Origin of the sequence: Billgrantia montanilacus, from assembly GCF_003336675.1 — a bacterium.
Classification (GTDB): Bacteria; Pseudomonadota; Gammaproteobacteria; order Pseudomonadales; family Halomonadaceae; genus Halomonas; species Halomonas montanilacus.
The window spans coordinates 183522-203254 of sequence record NZ_QPII01000005.1; the positions used below are offsets into that span (position 1 = coordinate 183522).

Consider the following 19733-nt stretch of genomic DNA (forward strand, 5'->3'; position numbering starts at 1 on the left):
GACAAATATGAGAGCAAGCCTACTCCGACTGTCCGGGTGAATGCTATACTCCGCGCTCCACTGAATAGACCAGACAGGGGAGTTCTCAATGGGGTTCCAGAAAATTGTCGTACCTGAAGGCGGCGAAAAGATTACCGTCAACGCTGACAACACCCTGAACGTGCCGAACGAGCCGATCATCCCGTTCATCGAGGGTGACGGCATCGGTGTCGACGTGACGCCGGCGATGAAGATCGCCATCGATTCAGCCGTACAGCACGCCTACAACGGCGAGCGCAAGATTCACTGGATGGAAGTCTTCGCCGGTGAGAAGGCCACTCAGGTCTACGATGCCGACACCTGGCTCCCGGAAGAGACCCTGGAAGCCGTCAAGGACTACGTCGTCTCCATCAAGGGCCCGCTGACCACGCCCGTTGGTGGCGGTATCCGCTCCCTGAACGTCGCCCTGCGCCAGAAGCTCGACCTGTATGTCTGCCAGCGTCCGGTTCGCTGGTTCGAGGGCGTGCCGAGCCCGGTGAAGAAGCCTGGCGATGTCGACATGGTCATCTTCCGCGAGAACTCCGAAGATATCTATGCCGGTATCGAATGGAAGGCCGGTTCCGCCGAAGCCGACAAGGTCATCAAGTTCTTCCGTGAAGAGATGGGTGTCACCAACATCCGCTTCCCGGAAAACTGCGGTATCGGCGTCAAGCCGGTCTCCGTGGAAGGCACCAAGCGTCTGGTGCGTCAGGCCTTGCAGTACACCGTGGACAACGACCGCGAGTCGCTGACCCTGGTGCACAAGGGCAACATCATGAAGTTCACCGAAGGTGCCTTCAAGGACTGGGGTTACGAGATCGCCAAGGAGGAGTTCGGCGCCGAGCTGCTCGACGGCGGCCCCTGGATGCAGTTCATGAATCCCAAGACCGGCAAGAACATCGTCGTCAAGGACGTCATCGCCGACGCCATGCTGCAGCAGATCCTGCTGCGTCCGGCCGAGTACGACGTCATCGCCACGTTGAACCTCAACGGCGATTATCTGTCTGATGCACTTGCGGCAGAAGTCGGCGGTATCGGTATCGCGCCGGGCGCCAACCTCTCCGACACCGTAGCCATGTTCGAGGCGACCCACGGCACCGCGCCGAAGTACGCCGGTCAGGACAAGGTCAACCCGGGCTCGCTGATCCTCTCCGCCGAGATGATGTTGCGTCACATGGGTTGGGTCGAGGCTGCGGATCTGGTCCTCAAGGGCATGGAGAAAGCGATTTCCAAGGGCGAGGTCACCTATGACTTCCATCGCCTGATGGACGATGCCAAACTCCTGAAGTGCTCCGAGTTCGGCCAGGCCGTCGCCGATAACATGTAAACGGCTCGGCGAGCACCCGGGGCCCTCGTCCGCCGCCAGGCGGGCGAGGGCCTTTTGCGTCAGAACCATGAACCCTGCCGGCACTGAGGCGTCCAATGTTTTTCGAGACGTCTGCTGTGGTCGGCTTGTCGAGATGGTATGTGGCTTTTATGTTCAAGACAGAAGACCCGAACGCGTGGGAGCTGGTCAGTAGTATCGCCGGCATGACCAGGCCGCCGCGTCCCGAGGACAGACCCGATGAAGAGGGGGACGACGATCTCGCCGTTCAGTCCTCGGATCCCGAGGTGGCGCGACCACCGATGTTCAAGGTGGTGTTGCACAATGACGACTTCACCCCAATGGAGTTCGTGGTGGAGGTGCTGCAGAGCTTCTTCCACATGGACAGTGAGACCGCGGTGCAGGTGATGCTGACGGTTCACACCCAGGGAAAGGCCACTTGCGGCATATTTACCCGCGACATTGCGGAAACCAAAAGTCACCAAGTCAATCAATATGCAAGAGAGTGTCAGCACCCGCTGCTCTGCGATATCGAGGCGGCGGACTGACTTCCGGACATGGTCGAAGCGGAAATAGAATGTCAGTCGTTGAGGAAGAGACTTGCAACGGCGGCGTTTGTGCCCGATGTTGATGGTGCCGGACCACAAAAGATCCGATGCAAGCCCTAAGCGGCGAGAAGGGGACTGCCATGCTGAGCAAAGAACTTGAACTGACCCTGAACACGGCGTTTACCGTGGCCCGCTCCAAGCGGCACGAGTTCATGACCGTGGAGCACCTGCTGCTGGCTCTGCTTGACAATGCCTCCGCAGCCGATGTGCTGAGAGCCTGTGGGGCCAACCTCGACAAGCTGCGGTCCGACCTGCAGGATTTCATCAACTCCACCACTCCGCTGATCCCCGAGGATCAGAGCGACCGTGAAACCCAGCCGACCCTCGGCTTTCAGCGTGTTCTGCAGCGGGCTGTGTTCCATGTGCAGTCCTCGGGCAAGAGTGAAGTCACTGGTGCCAATGTGCTGGTGGCGATCTTCTCCGAGCAGGAAAGCCAGGCGGTCTACTTCCTCAAGCAACAGAATGTGGCGCGGGTCGATGCGGTCAACTACATCGCCCATGGCATTTCCAAGGTGGCTGGTCACGGACACAGCCCCTCCTCACCACCGCCGGATTCCGAGGAAGCGGAAGAGGGGAGTGCGGAAACCAGCACCAATCCGCTGACCGGCTATGCCACCAACCTCAACGAGCAGGCCAGGATCGGCAAGATCGATCCGCTGATCGGGCGTGAACATGAGCTCGAGCGCGTCATCCAGATCCTGGCGCGGCGGCGCAAGAACAATCCGCTGCTGGTGGGTGAGGCCGGTGTCGGCAAGACCGCCATCGCCGAAGGTCTGGCCAAGCGGATCGTCGAAGAGGACGTCCCCGAGGTGATCGGCGACGCGGTGGTCTATTCGCTGGACATGGGGGCCCTGCTCGCCGGCACCAAGTATCGCGGCGACTTCGAGAAGCGCCTGAAGAGCCTCTTGGCTGAGCTCAAGAAGCAGCCCAATGCAATCCTCTTCATCGACGAGATCCACACTGTGATCGGTGCCGGGGCGGCATCCGGCGGCGTCATGGATGCCTCGAACCTGCTCAAGCCGCTGCTCTCCTCCGGTGATCTGCGCTGCATCGGGTCCACCACCTTCCAGGAGTTCCGCGGCATCTTCGAGAAGGATCGTGCACTTGCCCGTCGCTTCCAGAAGGTCGATGTGATGGCGCCCTCGGTGGATGACACCATCCGCATCCTCAAGGGGCTGCGCTCGCGCTTCGAGGAGCATCACCAGCTCAAGTACACCGATGCGGCTCTGGAGAGTGCGGCACGGCTCGCGGATCGCTACATCAACGATCGCCACCTGCCCGACAAGGCCATCGACGTGATCGACGAGGCCGGTGCCCACCAGCGGCTGCTGCCGCCGGAGGTGCGCATCGACACCATCGACGTTGATCAGGTCGAGGCGGTGGTGGCCTCCATTGCGCGGATTCCGCCGAAGAGCGTTTCCAGCTCCGACCGCAAGCTGCTCGAGAACCTGGATCGCGATCTCAAGATGCTGGTGTTCGGTCAGGACGAGGCGATCGACAGCCTTTCGGCTGCGATCAAGCTCTCGCGTGCTGGCCTCAAGTCCCCCGACAAGCCGGTGGGCAGCTTCCTGTTCGCCGGCCCCACCGGGGTGGGCAAGACCGAGGTGGCGCGCCAGCTGTCGCGGATCATGGGCATCGAACTGGTGCGTTTCGACATGTCGGAGTACATGGAGCGTCACACCGTATCCCGGTTGATCGGCGCGCCCCCGGGCTATGTCGGCTACGACCAGGGTGGCCTGCTCACCGAGGCGATCACCAAGCAGCCCCACTGCGTGCTGCTGCTCGACGAAGTCGAGAAGGCACACCCGGAAGTCTTCAACCTGCTGCTGCAGGTCATGGACCACGGGCGGCTGACCGACAACAACGGGCGTGAGGCGGACTTCCGCCATGTGATCGTGATCATGACCTCCAACGCCGGAGCCGAGCAGCAGGCACGACGCTCCATCGGCTTCCAGTCCCAGGACCACTCCACCGATGCCATGGAGGTGATTCGCAAGACCTTCTCGCCGGAGTTCCGCAACCGGCTCGATGGCATCATCCAGTTCCACTCCCTGCCCACCTCGGTGGTGCGCAGCGTGGTGGACAAGTTCCTGGTGGAGCTACAGGCGCAGCTCGACGAGAAGCGGGTACAGTTGGATGTGGACATGGCAGCGCGGGACTGGCTGGCCGAGAAGGGCTACGATCCGAGCATGGGCGCGCGCCCAATGGCCCGTATCATCCAGGAGCGGCTGAAGAAGCCACTGGCCGAGCTGATCCTGTTTGGCGAACTGGCGGAGCATGGCGGGATCGTGCACGTCAACGTGGAGGATGGCGAACTGCACCTCTCCACAGAGGCGGAGTTGGCCGACGCCCCTTGACGGGGCAGGCTAGCACCCGCTCGACATCGACACAGCGCCCTGTCTTCGGACGGGGCGTTGTCGTGTGTGCGGGGAGCCGTTGTGGTGCGGGAGGAGCGGGCTCGTGCGCTATCAGCGTGAGCGGTAGACGATACGTCCCTTGGTGAGGTCGTAGGGAGTCAGCTCGACCTTGACCTTGTCACCGGTGAGGATGCGGATGTAGTTCTTGCGCATCTTGCCGGAGATATGGGCTGTCACGACGTGGCCGTTTTCCAGCTCGACGCGAAAGGTGGTGTTGGGAAGGGTATCGACGACGACGCCTTCCATTTCGATATGGTCTTCACGTGCCATATAGGCGGTTCCTCGCTGATGGTATCGATGATTCCGACGGCTTCCTGTGACGACCGTGCCGGACGGTCAGAAGCCTCATGTGGCGACAGCGGTAACTCTCTGTGCCGTTGGATAGCGCGGTATTGTGCCGCAAGCTGGGCGTCAAGGCAAAGAAGGCCTTACTTTGATGATACATTTGCGGTGGGGAGCGTGCGCCGCCAATGCCGGCCGTCGAGTACCTCCAGGGGCTGATACGCCTCCTTGTAGGCCATCTTGCGACAATTCTGGATCCAGTAGCCCAGGTAGACATGGGGCAGGTCGCGGCGATATGCCTCCTTCACCAGGCTGAGAACGGCATAGGTTCCCAGCGACCGGCGATCCCACTGCGGGTCAGGATCAAAGAAGGTATAGATGGCCGATAGCCCATGTTCCAGGTGATCGAAGGCCGATACGGCCAGCAGCCGGCCGTCGAGCCGGAATTCCATCAGCCGTGAGTAGTGCTCGTCCAGGGTCAGGAAGGTGCGGTACTGCTCGTGGCTTGGCGGGAACATGTCACCATCGCTGTGGCGAGCGTGTATGTAGCGCTCGTACAGCGCATAGTGTTCGGAGTCGAACAGTGCCGGCCGCTCGATCAGTCGAAGATCCGCGTTGCGTCGACGAATGCGTCGCTGACTGCGGCTGGGCTGGAAGTCCTGTACCGGAATGCGAACCGAGAGGCAGGCGCTGCAACCCTCGCAGTGGGGGCGGTAGAGGTGGCGTCCGCTGCGCCGAAAGCCGAGCAGGGCAAGCGCATCGTAGACGCCCTGGCTGTGAGACTCCTGGGGGTCCAGGAAAAGCGTTGTCGCCTCGTGGCCTTCGAGATAGCTGCAGGCGTGAGGCACGGTCAGGAAGAAGCGCAGATCCCGTACCGGATGCTGAGGCGTATTGCTGCTCACGTGGGTCGCCTCCTATTTGAAAGCGGATATGGTCTCGGCGCAGGGGTCGATCTCGGGCAGCGGCCAGTCGGGTAGCGGGTGATCGCCGCCGGTCGAATGCGGGTTCGCCAGGCACTCTTCAAGATAGCCGATGAATTCGGCGCGGGCGATGTCGCGAGCCCCCAGGCTGGCTAAATGACGGGTATGCATCTGACAGTCGATCAGCCGGCCGTTGCCTTGCTGCATGGCGCGAACCAGGTGGACCAGCGCTACCTTGGAGGCATCTCGTGCCTGGGAAAACATCGACTCACCGAAGAAAACCGGGCCCAGGGCGACGCCGTAGAGCCCGCCGACCAGCCGGTCGCCTTGCCAGACCTCCACGGAGCGGGCATAGCCCAGCCGGTGCAGGTCGATGTAGGCGCTACGCATTTCCCGGGTGATCCAGGTGCCGGGCTGGCCCGGCCTGGGGGCCGCGCAAGCGTCGACCGTTGCGCCGAAGGCGCGGTTGAAGGTCACCCGGAAGTCGGCGTTGCGCAATCGCTTGGCCAGGCTGCGGCTGATGCGTAGTGCGTCGGGAAAGAGCACCATGCGAGGATCCGGGCTCCACCACAGGATGGGCTGATCGTCGCTGTACCAGGGAAAGATGCCACGCCGATAGGCGGCCAGCAGCCATTGGGGTGTCAGAGCGCCTCCTGCTGCCAGCAGCCCGTCCGGGTCACGCAACGCCTGTGACACGGGGGGGAAGCTCACCGGTCGTTCGGGAAGCCAGGGCAGCATGGTGTGGTGCTCCTTGTCGTGAGGGTGTATCTAGTTTGAGGGCGGAGCGACTCTTCCTCAAGCAAAGCCCACGGCTACTGTGCCGGGGCCTGCTCTCCCGGTATGATGAACGGCTGAAACCGGCAATACGAATGCTTATGAAAGGCGCCGCCAGGTGCGGCGCGAGGGGGTTGGCGAGTTGAGTGCAAAGGAAAAGAGCGTGCCTCGGCGCGCGACGGCGGAGAATGCCCGGCAGACGGCGCGGCGCATGGGACTCCACCTGCACGGCGCTGCCCGCGAAGGTGCGATCATCCTGCTCCTGGCGGGCTGCGTGTTCCTGCTGCTGGCGCTATTCAGCTATGAGCCGGCAGACCCCGGCTGGTCCCATCGCGGGCCGGAGACGGACGTCGACAACTGGATGGGGCCCATCGGGGCCTGGCTGTCCGACGTGCTCTATTCACTGTTTGGGGCCAGTGCCCTCTGGTGGCCCGGCATGCTGGGTTTCGCCGGCTGGTGGCTGATCCGATCGCGCAGGGTGCACATCGAGTGGGATGCCACGGGAGTGGCGGTGCGTCTGGGTGGGCTGGTCCTGCTGCTATTGGGGACGACCACCCTGGGCGCGCTGCATTTCTACAGCCCCGAGAGCAAGCTGCCCTATGCGTCCGGTGGCATCCTCGGTGAAGGATTGGTGGGGGCCCTGATGCCGCTGGTTGACGCCGGTGGCACGGGGCTGCTCGCCCTGTCGGCGATACTCTGCGGTTTTCCCCTGTTTACCGGCCTGTCATGGCTGACGGTGATGGACGAACTGGGGCATCGTGGGCTGCAGCTCTGGCGTTGGGCCGCCACGCCTTTCGGCCTGGTTCGAGAGCGCCAGGAGGCGCGAAAGCCAGAGTGCGATGGCGAGGACGATGAGAAGCCCTTCGACGAATCGGTAGCGGACGAGGGAGATAGGGTGTCGTCATCCGGCCGGCGTGGCTGGCGGCGGCTGCTGCCCTGGGGTGGCGGTGGGGTAGAGCCGGCCATCGGCAGTGCGGTATCCCACGAGCCCAGCCTGTCATCCGGCTTCGGTGACGATGGTGAAACCGATATTCCGTGGGAAGTGCCCGAGCGGACGCCATCGGCGAAGCGACCTGAGGCCGCCTATAGCGCTCGTGAAGCGGCGCATGCCCATGGCGCTGGCCCGGCATCGGTTTCACCCCCGGAGCCCTCCCTGGGGGGCGAGTCGGCGGCTGGTGTGGTTGCTGCGGGCTTCTATCCCCTGAGTGCCAGCCGCCATGACGAGCCGGCTTCGACTTCCATGCCGCTGCGGGCCACGGAAGGCAAGGAGCCGATGGCCGATGGTGACACTGCGCGCAACGATCAGCGGGATGCTCCTGTCGAGGCGACGACCTCCATTGGCGACACACAGAGACCCCAGCCGGAGCAGGAGAAGGCAGGGGCGGCGGCTACGTCGCGGCGTGAGCCGGGGCTCAGTGACTGGCAGCCCGATGAACGCCAGGAGACGAAGGAGCCGCGGCTCAGTTGGGACAGCCTGGTCGATGATCAGGATGGGAGTGGCCCGGCCGTGCCTGAGCCTGAGATCAAGCCTGAGACCAAGCCTGAGACCGAACGATCCGGGGGTTATCCCGATCAGGCGGCCGGCCTGCGAGCCTGGCAGGAGGCGTCCGCCTCAAGAGAGGACGCCGCCGCCCCTCCGGAGTCCCAGGCTGGCGAGCCTGACGAAGACGAGCCGGCCGGGGAGCCGCAAGGCGAAGGGCGTGTCGCCACCGCCGAGCAGGCCCGTGCCGCGGCGGCCCAGCCCGAGGGCCCGACGCTGTGGACGGTAGAGCATCTGCAGAGCCAGCGTCCGCAGTTCGACGAGCTGGCGGAACCCGACGGCGAGCTGCCGAGCCTGCGCCTGTTGACCCCGGCAGAGCCGCACCAGCAGAACTACACCGAGCAGCAGCTGACCGACATGGCAGAGCTGCTCGAGACCCGGCTGCGCGAATATGGCGTCAAGGCCGAGGTCGTCAATACCTGGCCCGGACCGGTGATCACCCGCTTCGAGATCAAGCCGGCCGCCGGAGTAAAGGTCTCGAAGATCAGCAACCTGGCCAAGGATCTGGCCCGCTCGCTGATGGTCAAGAGCGTGCGAGTCGTCGAGGTGATCCCCGGGAGGCCAACGGTGGGCATCGAGATCCCCAACCCGCATCGCGCCATGATCCGCCTGCGCGAGGTGATCGACTCCGATCGTTACCAGCAGGAGGCGTCGCCGCTGACCATGGCGCTGGGTCAGGACATCGGCGGCAGCCCCGTCGTTGCCAACCTGGGCAAGATGCCCCACCTGCTGGTGGCCGGCACCACCGGCTCGGGCAAGTCGGTGGGGGTCAACGCCATGCTGATCTCCATGCTGCTCAAGGCCACGCCGGAGGAGCTGCGCTTGATCATGGTCGACCCCAAGATGCTCGAACTCTCGGTGTATGACGGTATCCCGCACCTCCTGGCGCCGGTGGTGACCGACATGAAGGAGGCCGCCAACTCGTTGCGCTGGTGTGTGGCCGAGATGGAGCGCCGGTACAAGCTGATGGCGGCCATGGGGGTGCGCAATATCGCCGGCTTCAACGGCAAGCTGGACGAGGCGGAGCGGGCCGGCGCCCAGGTCGCCGATCCGCTGTGGGACCCCCAGCCCTGGGAAATGCACGAGCCGTCCCCGGTGCTGGAGAAGCTGCCCTATATCGTGGTGGTGATCGACGAGTTTGCCGACATGTTCATGATCGTCGGCAAGAAGGTCGAAGAGCTGATCGCGCGCCTGGCCCAGAAGGCGCGAGCCGCCGGTATCCACCTGATTCTCGCGACCCAGCGGCCCTCGGTGGACGTGGTCACCGGCCTGATCAAGGCCAACATCCCCACCCGCATGGCCTTCCAGGTCTCCTCGCGGGTCGACTCCCGCACCATTCTCGACCAGGGCGGTGCCGAGAACCTGCTGGGCCATGGCGACATGCTCTACCTGCCGGCCGGTTCCGGCCTGCCGACCCGGGTTCATGGCGCCTTCGTCGACGATGACGAGGTGCATCGCATCGTCGAGGACTGGAAGCGCCGCGGCGAGCCCGTGTATATCGAGGAGATCCTCTCCGGCGGGGTCTCAGCGGACGCGCTGACCGGGCTGGAGGCAGAAGGCAGCGAGGGTGGCGACGCCGAGCAGGACGCGCTCTACGACGAGGCGGTGCAGTTCGTGACCGAGTCCCGGCGCGCCTCCATCTCCGCGGTGCAGCGCCGCTTCAAGATCGGCTACAACCGGGCAGCGCGGCTGGTGGAGGCGATGGAGGCGGCCGGCGTGGTCTCTTCCATGGGTACCAATGGCGCTCGCGAAGTCCTGGCACCGCCGCCGGTGGGGAATTGACGCCGGTTTCGACCCATCGCCAAACATGCATCAAACGTGAAAGCGCCGGCGGCCATGCAACCCGTCGGCGTTCACCGGGTCCGATTGACAGGATTCCACATCACGGACCTTGTCCATGGAGATAGCGCTAATGACATTAAAGAAGACCCTTTCCGCACTGACCATGATGCTCGCGCTGCCGGTTACCGCCCTTGCCAGTGAAGGCGCGGCTCGTCTGGCCACGATGCTGGAGCCCCTGGAGACCTATCAGGCCAGCTTCGAGCAACAGATTCTCGACGGCAGCGGCCAGCGCCTGCAGCAGGCGAGCGGCACCATGTGGCTGTCGCGTCCCGGCAAGTTCCGCTGGGAGGTGGATGCACCCTATCAGCAGGAAGTGATCTCCGACGGCAGTGAGGTCTATCTCTATGACCCCGACCTGGAGCAGGTCACCGTGCAGGCGCTGGACCAGCGGGTCACCCACACGCCGGCGCTGCTGCTCTCCGGCAGTGCCAGCGAACTGACAGAGAACTACGACGTCACGCGTCAGCAGCAGGGCAGCAATGAGTCCTTCCGGCTGGTGCCGAAGTCGCCCGACACCCTGTTCGAGGAGCTGGAGATGACCTTCCGCGGCGAAGAGTTGCGTGGGCTGGAAATGACCGACAGCACTGGCCAGCGCACCGCCATCGAGTTTCGTGACGTGCGCATGAACCAGTCCATCGACGACAGCCGCTTTACCTTCGAGATTCCCGACGGCACCGATGTGATCCGCGACACCCACTGATCCCCCCTCAGGTACCCATGATGCAACCGCGCCGCCCTTGAGGCGGCGCGGCTGTTTCTGGTTCATTTTTCTATCGCTTCTCTTCCGTGACCTGTCCGCGCGCTCACTCTCCGCTTTCATCGGCCTGGGCATCCAGCGCGGCACGCCAGGCCATCAGCTGGGCGTAGCGCTTCTCCTGGCCGTGATCGCTGGGCTGGTAGAACGCCTGGTGGGGCAGGTCGTCGGGCCAGCAGTCGTGGGCGCTGCCCGCCGGGTAGCCTTCCGGTTCGCCATGGGCGTAGCGATACCCTTGGCCATGGCCCAGTGACTCCATCAGCTTGGTCGGGGCATTGCGCAGGTAGCCGGGCACCTCCAGGCTCGGCTGGGCGGCCACGAACGCCTTGGCACGATGCCATGCCTGGTCGATGGCGTTGCTCTTGGGGGCCACGGCAAGATGAATGGCGGCGTGGGCAATGGCGCGCTGACCTTCGTAGTCGCCCAGGCGCAGGTAGGCGTCCCAGGCGGAGATGACCAGGGGCAGGGCGCGGGGGTCGGCGTTGCCCACGTCCTCCGAAGCGATGGCGGCGAGCCGGCGGACCACGTCCAACGGGTCGCCGCCGCCCTGGATGAAGCGGGCGATGTAGAGCAGGGCGGCATCCTGCCGCGAGGAGCGGATGGACTTGTGGATGGCCGAGAGCAGGTCGTAGTAGTAGTCGCCCTGCTTGTCGAAGGCGCTGGCCTGATGGCCCATCACCGCTTCCAGTGCTTCCCGGGGCAGGCGCTCATGATCGCCATCGGCGACGGTGAAGTCGCAGGCGGTCTCGAGCAGGCCCAGGGCGCGCCGGGCGTCGCCTGCGGCGGCCCGGGCCAGCATGGAGAGGATCTCGTCATCCACCGCGATGCGGCGACTGCCCAGGCCGCGTTCGCTGTCGCCCAGGGCCTGGCGCATCACGGTGGTCAGTTCGGCTTCGTCGAGGGGCTTGAGCACGTGAACGCGGGCCCGGGAGAGCAGCGCCGAGTTGACCTCGAAGGAGGGGTTCTCGGTAGTGGCGCCGATCAGCGTCAGCAGGCCCGACTCCACGTGGGGCAGCAGGGCATCCTGCTGGCTCTTGTTGAGGCGGTGGATCTCGTCGAGGAACATCAGCGTTGGCTGCCCCTGCCCCCGTGCCACTTCTGCCCGGGACACCGCCTCGCGGATATCCTTGACCCCGGCCATCACCGCCGAGAGTCTCTCCAGTCGGGAGCCGGATTCCGTGGCCAGTATGTCGGCCAGGGTGGTCTTGCCCACCCCCGGGGGGCCCCAGAGGATCATCGAGCGGACCGTGCCGGTCTCCGCCATTCGGCGTAGCGGCTTGCCGGGGCCCACCAGAGCCTGCTGGCCCACGTAGTCCTCCAAGCGGCGGGGCCGCATGCGGTAGGCCAGTGGTGCCGCATCGTCCGAGGGCTGGCCGAACAGGTCCATGAAGCGCTCCTTGTGACTGTATGTTTCGTCAGCTGTTTTGGTAATTGAAGAATGATGCAATACGACCTTGGGCGATGTGCGGTGTTAAGCCAAAGGGACTAGGGTGATATGGCACCATGCCCGATCGGGTCGCCACGGAATAAGCGGCCCCGACAATGAACCTGCGTTCGTCCCGCGCATCCAACTCTTATTGCCCGCTTCATTCGATGGTAGAGGAGGCTTTGACATGCCCATGCTGACCCAACTGCGTCAGGATCATGCCAATATGGCGCGCATGTTGCACGTGCTTCAGCTCAAGCAGAAGGCCCTTGCATCCGGCGAACGACCCAATTTTCAACTGGTTCGGGAGGTCGTCGACTACATACTCGACTACATGGAAGGATTCACGGTTCCGCTGGAGCGGGTCTGCACCGAGCGTCTCAGTGCCCTGGCCCCCGAGAGCGGCGCGTTGGCCGAGCGTCTTTCCAGCGACTATCAAGCCCTGCGGCGGCGCCTGATGCGGCTCTCCAATGATCTCGACATGATCCTCATGGACGCCGTGGTGCCCATGGACCGCTTCGCCGAGGACCTGAAGGCCTACCTCGACGCACACCGGGCCTACCTGCGTGACGAGCGGGAGCTGCTCTTCCCGCTGATTCGTGAGCACTTCAATGACCAGGACCTGGAGCGCCTGGCGGAGGCACTGCCCGACGGCGCCGCCGCCCAGCTGGAACGACTGCAGGCCGCCTACCCCGAACTCTATGCCGAACTGCGGGAAGCGCCCGAACCGGCAACCTGACGGCTTGGGCCGGATGGGAGCCTGCCCCGCTTGCTGCTAGAATAAGCGCCTCACAGCAGCCGAGCGACCCCCACATGTTGGCCTATTTCCCATGTCCGGCCCGATTCTGATCTTCGACTCCGGCGTTGGCGGCCTGTCGGTCATTGCACCGATGCGCCGCCAGCTGCCGAATGCCGCCCTGGCCTACGCCTGCGACAATGCCATGATGCCATACGGTACGCGACCCGATGACTGGCTGGTGACGCGCATCCTGTCGGTCTGCAGTGCCGCGGTGGCGGCCAGTGGCTGTAGTGTGCTGGTGCTGGCCTGCAATACGGCCAGCACCTTGGCGCTCGATGCGCTGCGCGACCGGCTTGCGGTGCCTGTCGTGGGCACGGTGCCGGCGATCAAGCCCGCCGCAGCGTCGAGTCGCAGTCGACACATAGGCCTGCTCGCCACCAGTGCGACGGTGTCCCGACCCTATACCGATCGCTTGATCCGGGAGTTCGCCGCCGACTGCCGGGTCACCCGCGTGGCGGCCGATGCCCTGGTGGGCCAAGCGGAGCGGTTGCTGGCGGGCGAGACGCCGGATCGGCGTATCATCCGCGACGCCACGGCACCGCTTTGGTCAGCCGGGGACCTGGACACCGTGGTGCTTGGCTGCACGCACTTTCCCCTGCTCGGCGCCTGTATTGCCGAGGCGGCACCCCGCGGGGTGCGCCTGATCGACTCCGGCGAGGCCATCGCACGCCGGACGGCTCAGGTTGTCGCTCGGCCCACGTCTCGCGGCGAGTGTGACCGCAGCTTTGCCACTGCCCTGGATAGTCGCCTGAGCCGGGCCCTCGAGGCGTTTGGCTTCGACGCGCCGCAGCTGCTATCCCTCGATTGATACTTTCTTCCTTGCCACGCCCACGACAGGAGTTGCCGTGTCCCTTCCCGTTGTCGATCCCGCGCGCTACGACCAGCAGCTCGAGGCCAAGCGCGAGCGTATCGTTCGCCAGTTCGCTCCCTTCTCGCCGCCGCCGCTGGAGGTTCTGGCATCGCCACCGAGCCATTATCGCCAGCGCTGCGAGTTTCGTATCTGGCATGAGGGCGATGACCTGTTCTATGCGATGTTCGAAACGCAGGAGGCCGAGGGCGACACCGAAGATCCCAGGAAAAAGCGCGTCGTTCGCCTGGACCAGTATCCGGTTGCCAGCCTGCAGATCAATGCGTTGATGCCCCGGCTGCGCGAGGCGCTGCTGGCCAGCCCCACGCTGCGCCATCGTTTGTTTCAGGTGGAGTTCCTGACCACCTTGAGCGGCGAGGCGCTGGTGACCTTGATCTATCATCGGCCGCTGGATGAGGCCTGGGAGGCCGAGGCGCGAGCGCTTCAGTCTCAATTGGGTATCTTCATCATCGGCCGTTCGCGCAAGCAGCGACTGGTGCTTGAGCGTGACCATGTCTGGGAGCGACTGGACGTGGACGGGCGTTCCTTCGTTTACCAGCAGGTGGAAAACAGCTTCACACAGCCCAACGCGGAGATCTGTCGCGCCATGCTGGTCTGGGCACGGGAGGTGACACGTGGAAGCCAGGATCATGACCTGGTCGAACTCTATTGCGGCAACGGCAACTTCACCGTTGCGCTGGCAGAGAACTTTCGCCGCGTGCTGGCCACCGAAATCTCGCGCACCTCGGTAGCCAGCGCCCGGGAAAACCTGGCTGCCAATGGCATCGACAACGCGGTGATCGGGCGGATGTCGGCGGAGGAGTTTGCAGAGGCGCTCAAGGGGGAGAAAGGAGGGCGCCGGGTAGCGGAGATGGGCCTGGAGACATACGACTTCGCCACGATTCTGGTGGACCCTCCTCGGGCGGGTCTTGATGACGTGAGTTGCCGACAACTGAGCGAGTATCCCCGTATCGTCTATATTTCATGCAGCCCCGATACATTGGCGCGGAACCTGGAAACGTTGTGCCGCACGCACAGGATCGCGCGCTTTGCGCTGTTTGACCAGTTTCCCTGGACCCATCACTGCGAATGCGGCGTAATCCTGGAGCGACACGCCACCTGAGTCGACCTGTGAAATCCTGCTCTCGGGAAAAGTCAAGTAGCAGATCGTCATATGGCGATGCCCAAGCGACATGCACCATGAGAAGGCTGGCAAGTCAGTAGGGTACGCGCCGGGGCTGCAGTATGCTTGGCACCACGAGGCCAGTTGGCCGCGGTGAATCTACCCCAGGGCCGTAACGCTACGGCTCCAGGCAGCCGAGGTGAGGGATGCAATACGAGACGATCGAGACAGGCAGACAGGATATTCTCAAGCAGCTGCGTGAGCGCCTGGATAGCCGTCTGGAGAAGGAGCGGGCCGATGAGGTGGAAGCCTTTGCCCGCTATTTCTATGCCACGGTGCCGCTGGAGGACCTGGCCGACCGTAGGCTGGACGATCTCTACGGTGCGACCCTGTCGGTGTGGCACTTCATCCAGCAGCACGACCCGACGTCGCCCAAGGTGCGGGTCTTCAATCCCGACTTCGAGGAACACGGCTGGCAGTCGTCGCACACCTTCGTGGCCGTCCTGCACGAGGATATGCCGTTCCTGGTCGACTCGGTGCGGATCGAGCTCAACCGTCGCGGCCTCACTGTACATGCGATCCATAACGCCGTGCTGGCGGTGGAACGTGACGCCGAGCACAATCTGAGGCGGGTCTGCTCCCCACGGGAAGAACAGGCCCCGGAACACCGCGAGTCCTTGATTGCCATTGAGATCGACCGCCATTCGACCCCCGCCTTGCTGGCCGATATCGAGCGTGCCCTTCACGAGGTACTGCGTGACGTGCGCATCGCCGTGGGTGACTACGAGGCGATGTGCGACCGGGCGAGGGAGGCCATTTCAGAGCTTCGCAAAGGCTGCCCCGAGGAGGTCGATCCGGGCGATCACGAGGAGGCCGTGGCGTTCCTCGAGTGGCTGGTTCGCGACAATTTCACCTTCCTGGGCTACGACGAGTACACCATCGAGACCGGTGCCGACGGAGATCGCCTGGCCAGGGTGTCCGGCAGTGAGCTGGGCGTGTTTCGTCTCGACCTGCCGCGCTATCAGGAGCGCATTCGTACCGAGCTGGGCGTCGATGGCAATCGTTTCGTGCTGGTGCCCCAGCTGCTGTCGTTTGCCAAGAGCGCGCATCATGCTCGTGTACACCGGCCGACCTATCCCGACTATATTTCCATCGATCGCTATGACGACCAAGGCCGGGTCATCGGTGAGCATCGCTTCCTGGGGCTGTTCACCTCCACTGTCTACAATGAATCTCCCCGCAACATTCCGCTGCTGCGGCGCAAGCTCAAGGCGGTAATGGAGATTGCCGGCTTCAACCCCAAGGGCCACAACGGCAAGCAGCTGCTGCAGATTCTCGAAGTCTATCCGCGTGACGACCTGTTCCAGATCGATACCCAGGAGCTGGCCAGGACGGCGCTGGGCATCCTCGATATACGTGAACGTCGTCGGGTTCGCATCTTCGTGCGTACCGACCATTCCGGACGCTTCCACTCCTGCCTGGTCTTCGTGCCGCGGGATGTGTTCTCCACGGACCTGCGCCTGCGCATCCAGCAGATGCTCTGCGAGGAGCTCGACGCTACCTTCGGGGATTTCAACACCTATCTCTCCGAGTCGGTACTGGCCCGGATCCAGTTCATCCTGCGTTTCAACAGCGACGTGCCCCGGGAAGTCAACCTCAAGCGCCTCGAGTCCAAGGTGGCTCAGCTGGCCCGTAGCTGGCGCGATGAGCTGCAGGAAGCCATGATCGAGGGCTTCGGCGAGGAACAGGCCAATGAGCTGATGGATCGTTTCCGCGATGCCTTCCCCGCCGGCTACCGTGAAGACTTCGGTTCCCGAACGGCCGTCTTCGACCTGCAACACTTGGCCGAGTTGGATGAGGGCGAGCCCCTGGCGCTATCGCTCTATCGCCTGGTCGAGGAGGAGGGGAGCGGGGTCAATCTCAAGCTGTTCCAGCGCGACCGCCCGATCCCACTCTCCGACGTGCTGCCGGTCATGGAGAACCTGGGGCTGCGGGTCATCGGCGAGCGTCCCTATGAGATCAACACGCCGGACGTCCGTTACCTGCTGCATGACTTCGACCTCGAGCATCACACCAGTACCGAGGTCAGCCTGCAGCAGATGCGCGAACCCTTCATCGAGGCGTTTCGGCGGATCTGGGCCGGCGAGGCGGAGAACGACTCGTTCAATCGGCTGATCATCGTTGCCAACCTGGATTGGCGCGAGGTGGCGATGCTGCGTACCTATGCACGCTACCTGAAGCAGATTCGCTTCGGCATGTCACAGGACTACATCGCGGCGACTCTGGCCAATCATCCGGAGATCACCCGTGAATTGGTCAAGCTCTTCGACCTACGCTTCGACCCGGTTCACCGCCCCGACGAAGAGGAGGTGGATGCCTGCATCGAGCGTATCGTCCGCCATCTCGACGGCGTGGCCAGCCTCAACGACGATCAGCTTCTGCGGCGCTACATGGAGCTGATCCAGGCGACGCTGCGGACCAACTACTATCAACGCAATGATCTGGGGCGCGCCAAGGACTATATCGCCTACAAGCTCGATCCCCGGCGGATTACCGGAATACCCAAGCCGTGCCCCGCCTTCGAGATATTTGTCTGCTCGCCAAGAGTGGAGGGTGTGCACCTGCGTGGCGGCAAGGTGGCCCGTGGTGGGCTGCGCTGGTCCGACCGACATGAGGACTACCGCACCGAGGTACTGGGCCTGGTGAAGGCCCAGCAGGTCAAGAATGCCGTGATCGTGCCGGTGGGGGCCAAGGGCGGCTTCGTCTGCAAGCGCATGCCCGAGGGAGCCGATCGTGACACCATCCAGCAGGAGGGGATCGCCTGCTACAAGACCTTCATTCGTGCGCTGCTCGATGTCACCGACAACCGGGTGGGCAGTGAGGTGGTGCCGCCCAGGGACGTCGTGCGCCACGACGACGACGACGCCTACCTGGTGGTGGCGGCCGACAAGGGCACAGCCACCTTCTCCGATATCGCCAACGAGATCTCCGCCGAGTATGGCCACTGGCTGGGTGATGCCTTCGCCTCGGGGGGGGCCAACGGTTACGACCACAAGAAGATGGGCATCACCGCTCGTGGCGCCTGGGAGTCGGTGAAGCGTCATTTCCGCAGCCTGGGGCTGAATACCCAGCGTGAGGAGTTCAGCGTGCTTGGTATTGGCGACATGGCCGGCGACGTCTTCGGCAACGGCATGCTGCTGTCCGACAAGATTCGCCTGGTGGGTGCGTTCAACCACCTGCATATCTTCGTCGACCCCAATCCGGATGCCGCGGCCACCTTCGCCGAGCGTCAGCGACTCTTCTCGATGCCGCGCTCCAGTTGGGAGGACTTCGACAAGTCCCTGATCTCCGAAGGCGGCGGTATCTTCAAGCGCAGTGCCAAGTCGATCGCGATAACGCCCCAGATGCAGGAGACATTCGGCATCGCCGAGGATCGGCTCTCGCCCAACGACCTGCTGCGCGCCATGCTGCGGTCGCCGGTCGACCTGCTGTGGAACGGCGGCATCGGTACCTACGTGAAGGCCAGTGACGAGACCGACACCGAAGTTGGCGACAAGGCCAATGATTCGTTGCGTATCAACGGCCGTGAGCTGAAGTGCCGCGTGGTCGGAGAGGGTGGCAACCTGGGCCTGACCCAGCGCGGGCGCATGGAAGCCGCCGAAAATGGCGTGAAGGTCTTCACGGACTTCATCGACAACGCCGGTGGGGTGAACTGCTCTGACCATGAGGTCAACATCAAGATCCTCATTGACGAGGTGGTAAAGCGCGGTGACATGACCGAGAAGCAGCGTAACCAGCTGCTTGCCGACATGACCGAGCAGGTGGCCGATCTGGTGATCCTCGACAACTATCGCCAGACACAGGCAATCTACCTTTCGCAGATGCTGTCTCAATACGGTATCGGACCCTATCGCCGCTTCGTCAGTGAGCTGGAAGCCCAAGGGCAGTTGGACCGGGAGCTTGAATTCCTGCCGGTCGACGAGACGATCCAGGAGCGTGCCACGACCGGGCAGGGCATGACGCTGCCGGAGCTGTCGGTATTGATCTCCTACTCCAAGAGCGTGCTCAAGGGCGACGTGCTCGCCTCCGACGTGCCCGACGACCCCTATATCCAGCAGTATCTGGAGCGGATATTCCCGCCGGTCCTGGTCGAGCGTTTCCGGGGCGAGATGTACGATCATCGCTTGAAGCGCGAAATCGTTACGACCCAGGTGGCCAACGACCTGGTCGATCACATGGGTATCGTCTTTGTGCGTCGCCTGATCGACTCCACCGGAGCCAGCCGGGCCGATGTCGCTCGTGCCTATATCGTCGCCCGGGACAGCTTCCAGTTGTCCGATATCTGGGAGCAAGTGGAGGCCCTGGACAATCAGGTGGCGAGCGACGTCCAGTACTCGATGATGCTCGACCTGATGCGCCTGATCCGTCGTACCACGCGCTGGTTCCTGCGCCAGCGGTTGGGCCTTTCCACGCGGGATGCCATCGATTACTTTGCCCCCCGGGTGGCGCAGCTTCAGGAAGGCATCGGCGAGCTGCTGCGTGGCGAGGAGTATGAGCGCTGGGAGCTCAAGCGCAACGAGCTGATCGAGGCGGACGTGCCGGAAGCGCTGGCCTGCACCGTAGCGGCGGCGGGCAGCCTGTACGGGGCGCTGGGCGTCATTCAGGCGGCACGTCAGACCGATGAGAAGCCGCAGCGCGTCGCCGAGGTCTTCTACGAGATCGGCAGCCGGCTGGAGCTTCCGTGGATGATCCAGCAGGTGACCAACCTCGAGGTGGGCGACAGCTGGCAGGCCCAGGCCCGCGAGACCTTCCGCGACGATATCGACCGCCAGCAGCTGGCGCTGACGGTCAGCGTGCTGAAGACGGAGGATGGCCGCGAGCCGGAGGAGCGGGTCGACAACTGGCTGCAGATGCACAGTTCCCTGCATGAGCGCTGGTGTCGGTTGATCGCCGAAGTGCGTAGCGGAGGTAGCCAGGCAAGCTTCCCGCTGTTTGCCGTGGCGGTCCGCGAGCTGGTCGACCTGGCGGAGAGCAACGGCGAGAGCTGAGCCGAGACGTC

At 63.8% G+C, this 19733-nt stretch carries 13 protein-coding genes; 9 read left to right on the forward strand and 4 right to left on the reverse strand.

Going from position 1 to position 19733, the window contains the following annotated elements:
* The first annotated feature begins 88 nt into the window (after window positions 1–88).
* From icd to clpA, 3 genes are all read left to right on the forward strand, one after another.
* Window positions 89–1345, forward strand: coding sequence for an NADP-dependent isocitrate dehydrogenase (gene icd, locus DU505_RS09405; RefSeq protein ID WP_114478733.1), 1257 nt, complete (start codon window positions 89–91; stop codon window positions 1343–1345).
* Window positions 1346–1494: 149 nt separating this feature from the next.
* On the forward strand, window positions 1495–1890 hold the full coding sequence (gene clpS, locus DU505_RS09410; protein WP_245947871.1) for an ATP-dependent Clp protease adapter ClpS: 396 nt from the start codon (window positions 1495–1497) through the stop codon (window positions 1888–1890).
* Window positions 1891–2030: 140 nt separating this feature from the next.
* Window positions 2031–4307, forward strand: coding sequence for an ATP-dependent Clp protease ATP-binding subunit ClpA (clpA, locus tag DU505_RS09415; protein WP_114478734.1), 2277 nt, complete (start codon window positions 2031–2033; stop codon window positions 4305–4307).
* Between the two features lie 111 nt (window positions 4308–4418).
* On the opposite strand, the gene infA is transcribed toward clpA, so the two are convergent.
* The 3 genes from infA to aat all read right to left on the reverse strand — a co-directional run bounded on the left by infA (window position 4419) and on the right by aat (window position 6307).
* Complete coding sequence (infA, locus tag DU505_RS09420) at window positions 4419–4637, reverse strand: translation initiation factor IF-1 (protein WP_010627817.1); 219 nt, start codon at window positions 4635–4637, stop codon at window positions 4419–4421.
* A gap of 158 nt (window positions 4638–4795) precedes the next feature.
* A complete protein-coding gene (locus DU505_RS09425) occupies window positions 4796–5551 on the reverse strand; it encodes an arginyltransferase (RefSeq protein WP_114478735.1) in 756 nt (251 codons plus the stop codon).
* 12 nt (window positions 5552–5563) lie between these two features.
* Window positions 5564–6307, reverse strand: coding sequence for a leucyl/phenylalanyl-tRNA--protein transferase (aat, locus tag DU505_RS09430; protein WP_114478736.1), 744 nt, complete (start codon window positions 6305–6307; stop codon window positions 5564–5566).
* Window positions 6308–6554: 247 nt separating this feature from the next.
* On the opposite strand from aat, the gene DU505_RS09435 reads away from it, so the two are divergent.
* Complete coding sequence (locus DU505_RS09435; RefSeq protein ID WP_114478823.1) at window positions 6555–9665, forward strand: DNA translocase FtsK; 3111 nt, start codon at window positions 6555–6557, stop codon at window positions 9663–9665.
* Window positions 9666–9795: 130 nt separating this feature from the next.
* Window positions 9796–10425: an outer membrane lipoprotein periplasmic chaperone LolA gene (lolA, locus tag DU505_RS09440; RefSeq protein ID WP_114478737.1), complete on the forward strand. Its 630-nt coding sequence runs from the start codon at window positions 9796–9798 to the stop codon at window positions 10423–10425.
* A 103-nt stretch (window positions 10426–10528) separates the two neighbouring features.
* On the opposite strand, the gene DU505_RS09445 is transcribed toward lolA, so the two are convergent.
* Window positions 10529–11866, reverse strand: a complete 1338-nt coding sequence (locus DU505_RS09445; RefSeq protein WP_114478738.1) for a replication-associated recombination protein A — start codon at window positions 11864–11866, stop codon at window positions 10529–10531.
* A 232-nt stretch (window positions 11867–12098) separates the two neighbouring features.
* Between DU505_RS09445 and DU505_RS09450 the strand changes: the two genes are divergently transcribed.
* From DU505_RS09450 to DU505_RS09465, 4 genes are all read left to right on the forward strand, one after another.
* On the forward strand, window positions 12099–12644 hold the full coding sequence (locus DU505_RS09450; protein WP_114478824.1) for a hemerythrin domain-containing protein: 546 nt from the start codon (window positions 12099–12101) through the stop codon (window positions 12642–12644).
* A gap of 91 nt (window positions 12645–12735) precedes the next feature.
* On the forward strand, window positions 12736–13512 hold the full coding sequence (gene murI / locus DU505_RS09455) for a glutamate racemase (RefSeq protein WP_114478739.1): 777 nt from the start codon (window positions 12736–12738) through the stop codon (window positions 13510–13512).
* Between the two features lie 37 nt (window positions 13513–13549).
* The gene (trmA, locus tag DU505_RS09460; protein ID WP_114478740.1) at window positions 13550–14674 is read left to right on the forward strand and encodes a tRNA (uridine(54)-C5)-methyltransferase TrmA; all 1125 of its coding nucleotides are present in this window, start codon (window positions 13550–13552) and stop codon (window positions 14672–14674) included.
* Between the two features lie 206 nt (window positions 14675–14880).
* Window positions 14881–19722 carry an NAD-glutamate dehydrogenase gene (locus DU505_RS09465; RefSeq protein ID WP_114478741.1) on the forward strand — a complete coding sequence of 1614 codons (4842 nt, stop codon included), beginning with the start codon at window positions 14881–14883 and terminating at the stop codon, window positions 19720–19722.
* Window positions 19723–19733: the final 11 nt, after the last annotated feature.

Bases quoted from the DNA above. Each gene is read 5' to 3' on its own strand.
- icd (WP_114478733.1), top strand. From the start codon at position 89: ATGGGGTTCCAGAAAATTGTCGTACCTGAAGGCGGCGAAAAGATTACC.
- clpS (WP_245947871.1), top strand. From the start codon at position 1,495: ATGTTCAAGACAGAAGACCCGAACGCGTGGGAGCTGGTCAGTAGTATC.
- clpA (WP_114478734.1), top strand. From the start codon at position 2,031: ATGCTGAGCAAAGAACTTGAACTGACCCTGAACACGGCGTTTACCGTG.
- infA (WP_010627817.1), bottom strand. From the start codon at position 4,637: ATGGCACGTGAAGACCATATCGAAATGGAAGGCGTCGTCGTCGATACC.
- aat (WP_114478736.1), bottom strand. From the start codon at position 6,307: ATGCTGCCCTGGCTTCCCGAACGACCGGTGAGCTTCCCCCCCGTGTCA.
- DU505_RS09435 (WP_114478823.1), top strand. From the start codon at position 6,555: ATGGGACTCCACCTGCACGGCGCTGCCCGCGAAGGTGCGATCATCCTG.
- lolA (WP_114478737.1), top strand. From the start codon at position 9,796: ATGACATTAAAGAAGACCCTTTCCGCACTGACCATGATGCTCGCGCTG.
- DU505_RS09445 (WP_114478738.1), bottom strand. From the start codon at position 11,866: ATGGACCTGTTCGGCCAGCCCTCGGACGATGCGGCACCACTGGCCTAC.
- DU505_RS09450 (WP_114478824.1), top strand. From the start codon at position 12,099: ATGCTGACCCAACTGCGTCAGGATCATGCCAATATGGCGCGCATGTTG.
- murI (WP_114478739.1), top strand. From the start codon at position 12,736: ATGTCCGGCCCGATTCTGATCTTCGACTCCGGCGTTGGCGGCCTGTCG.
- DU505_RS09465 (WP_114478741.1), top strand. From the start codon at position 14,881: ATGCAATACGAGACGATCGAGACAGGCAGACAGGATATTCTCAAGCAG.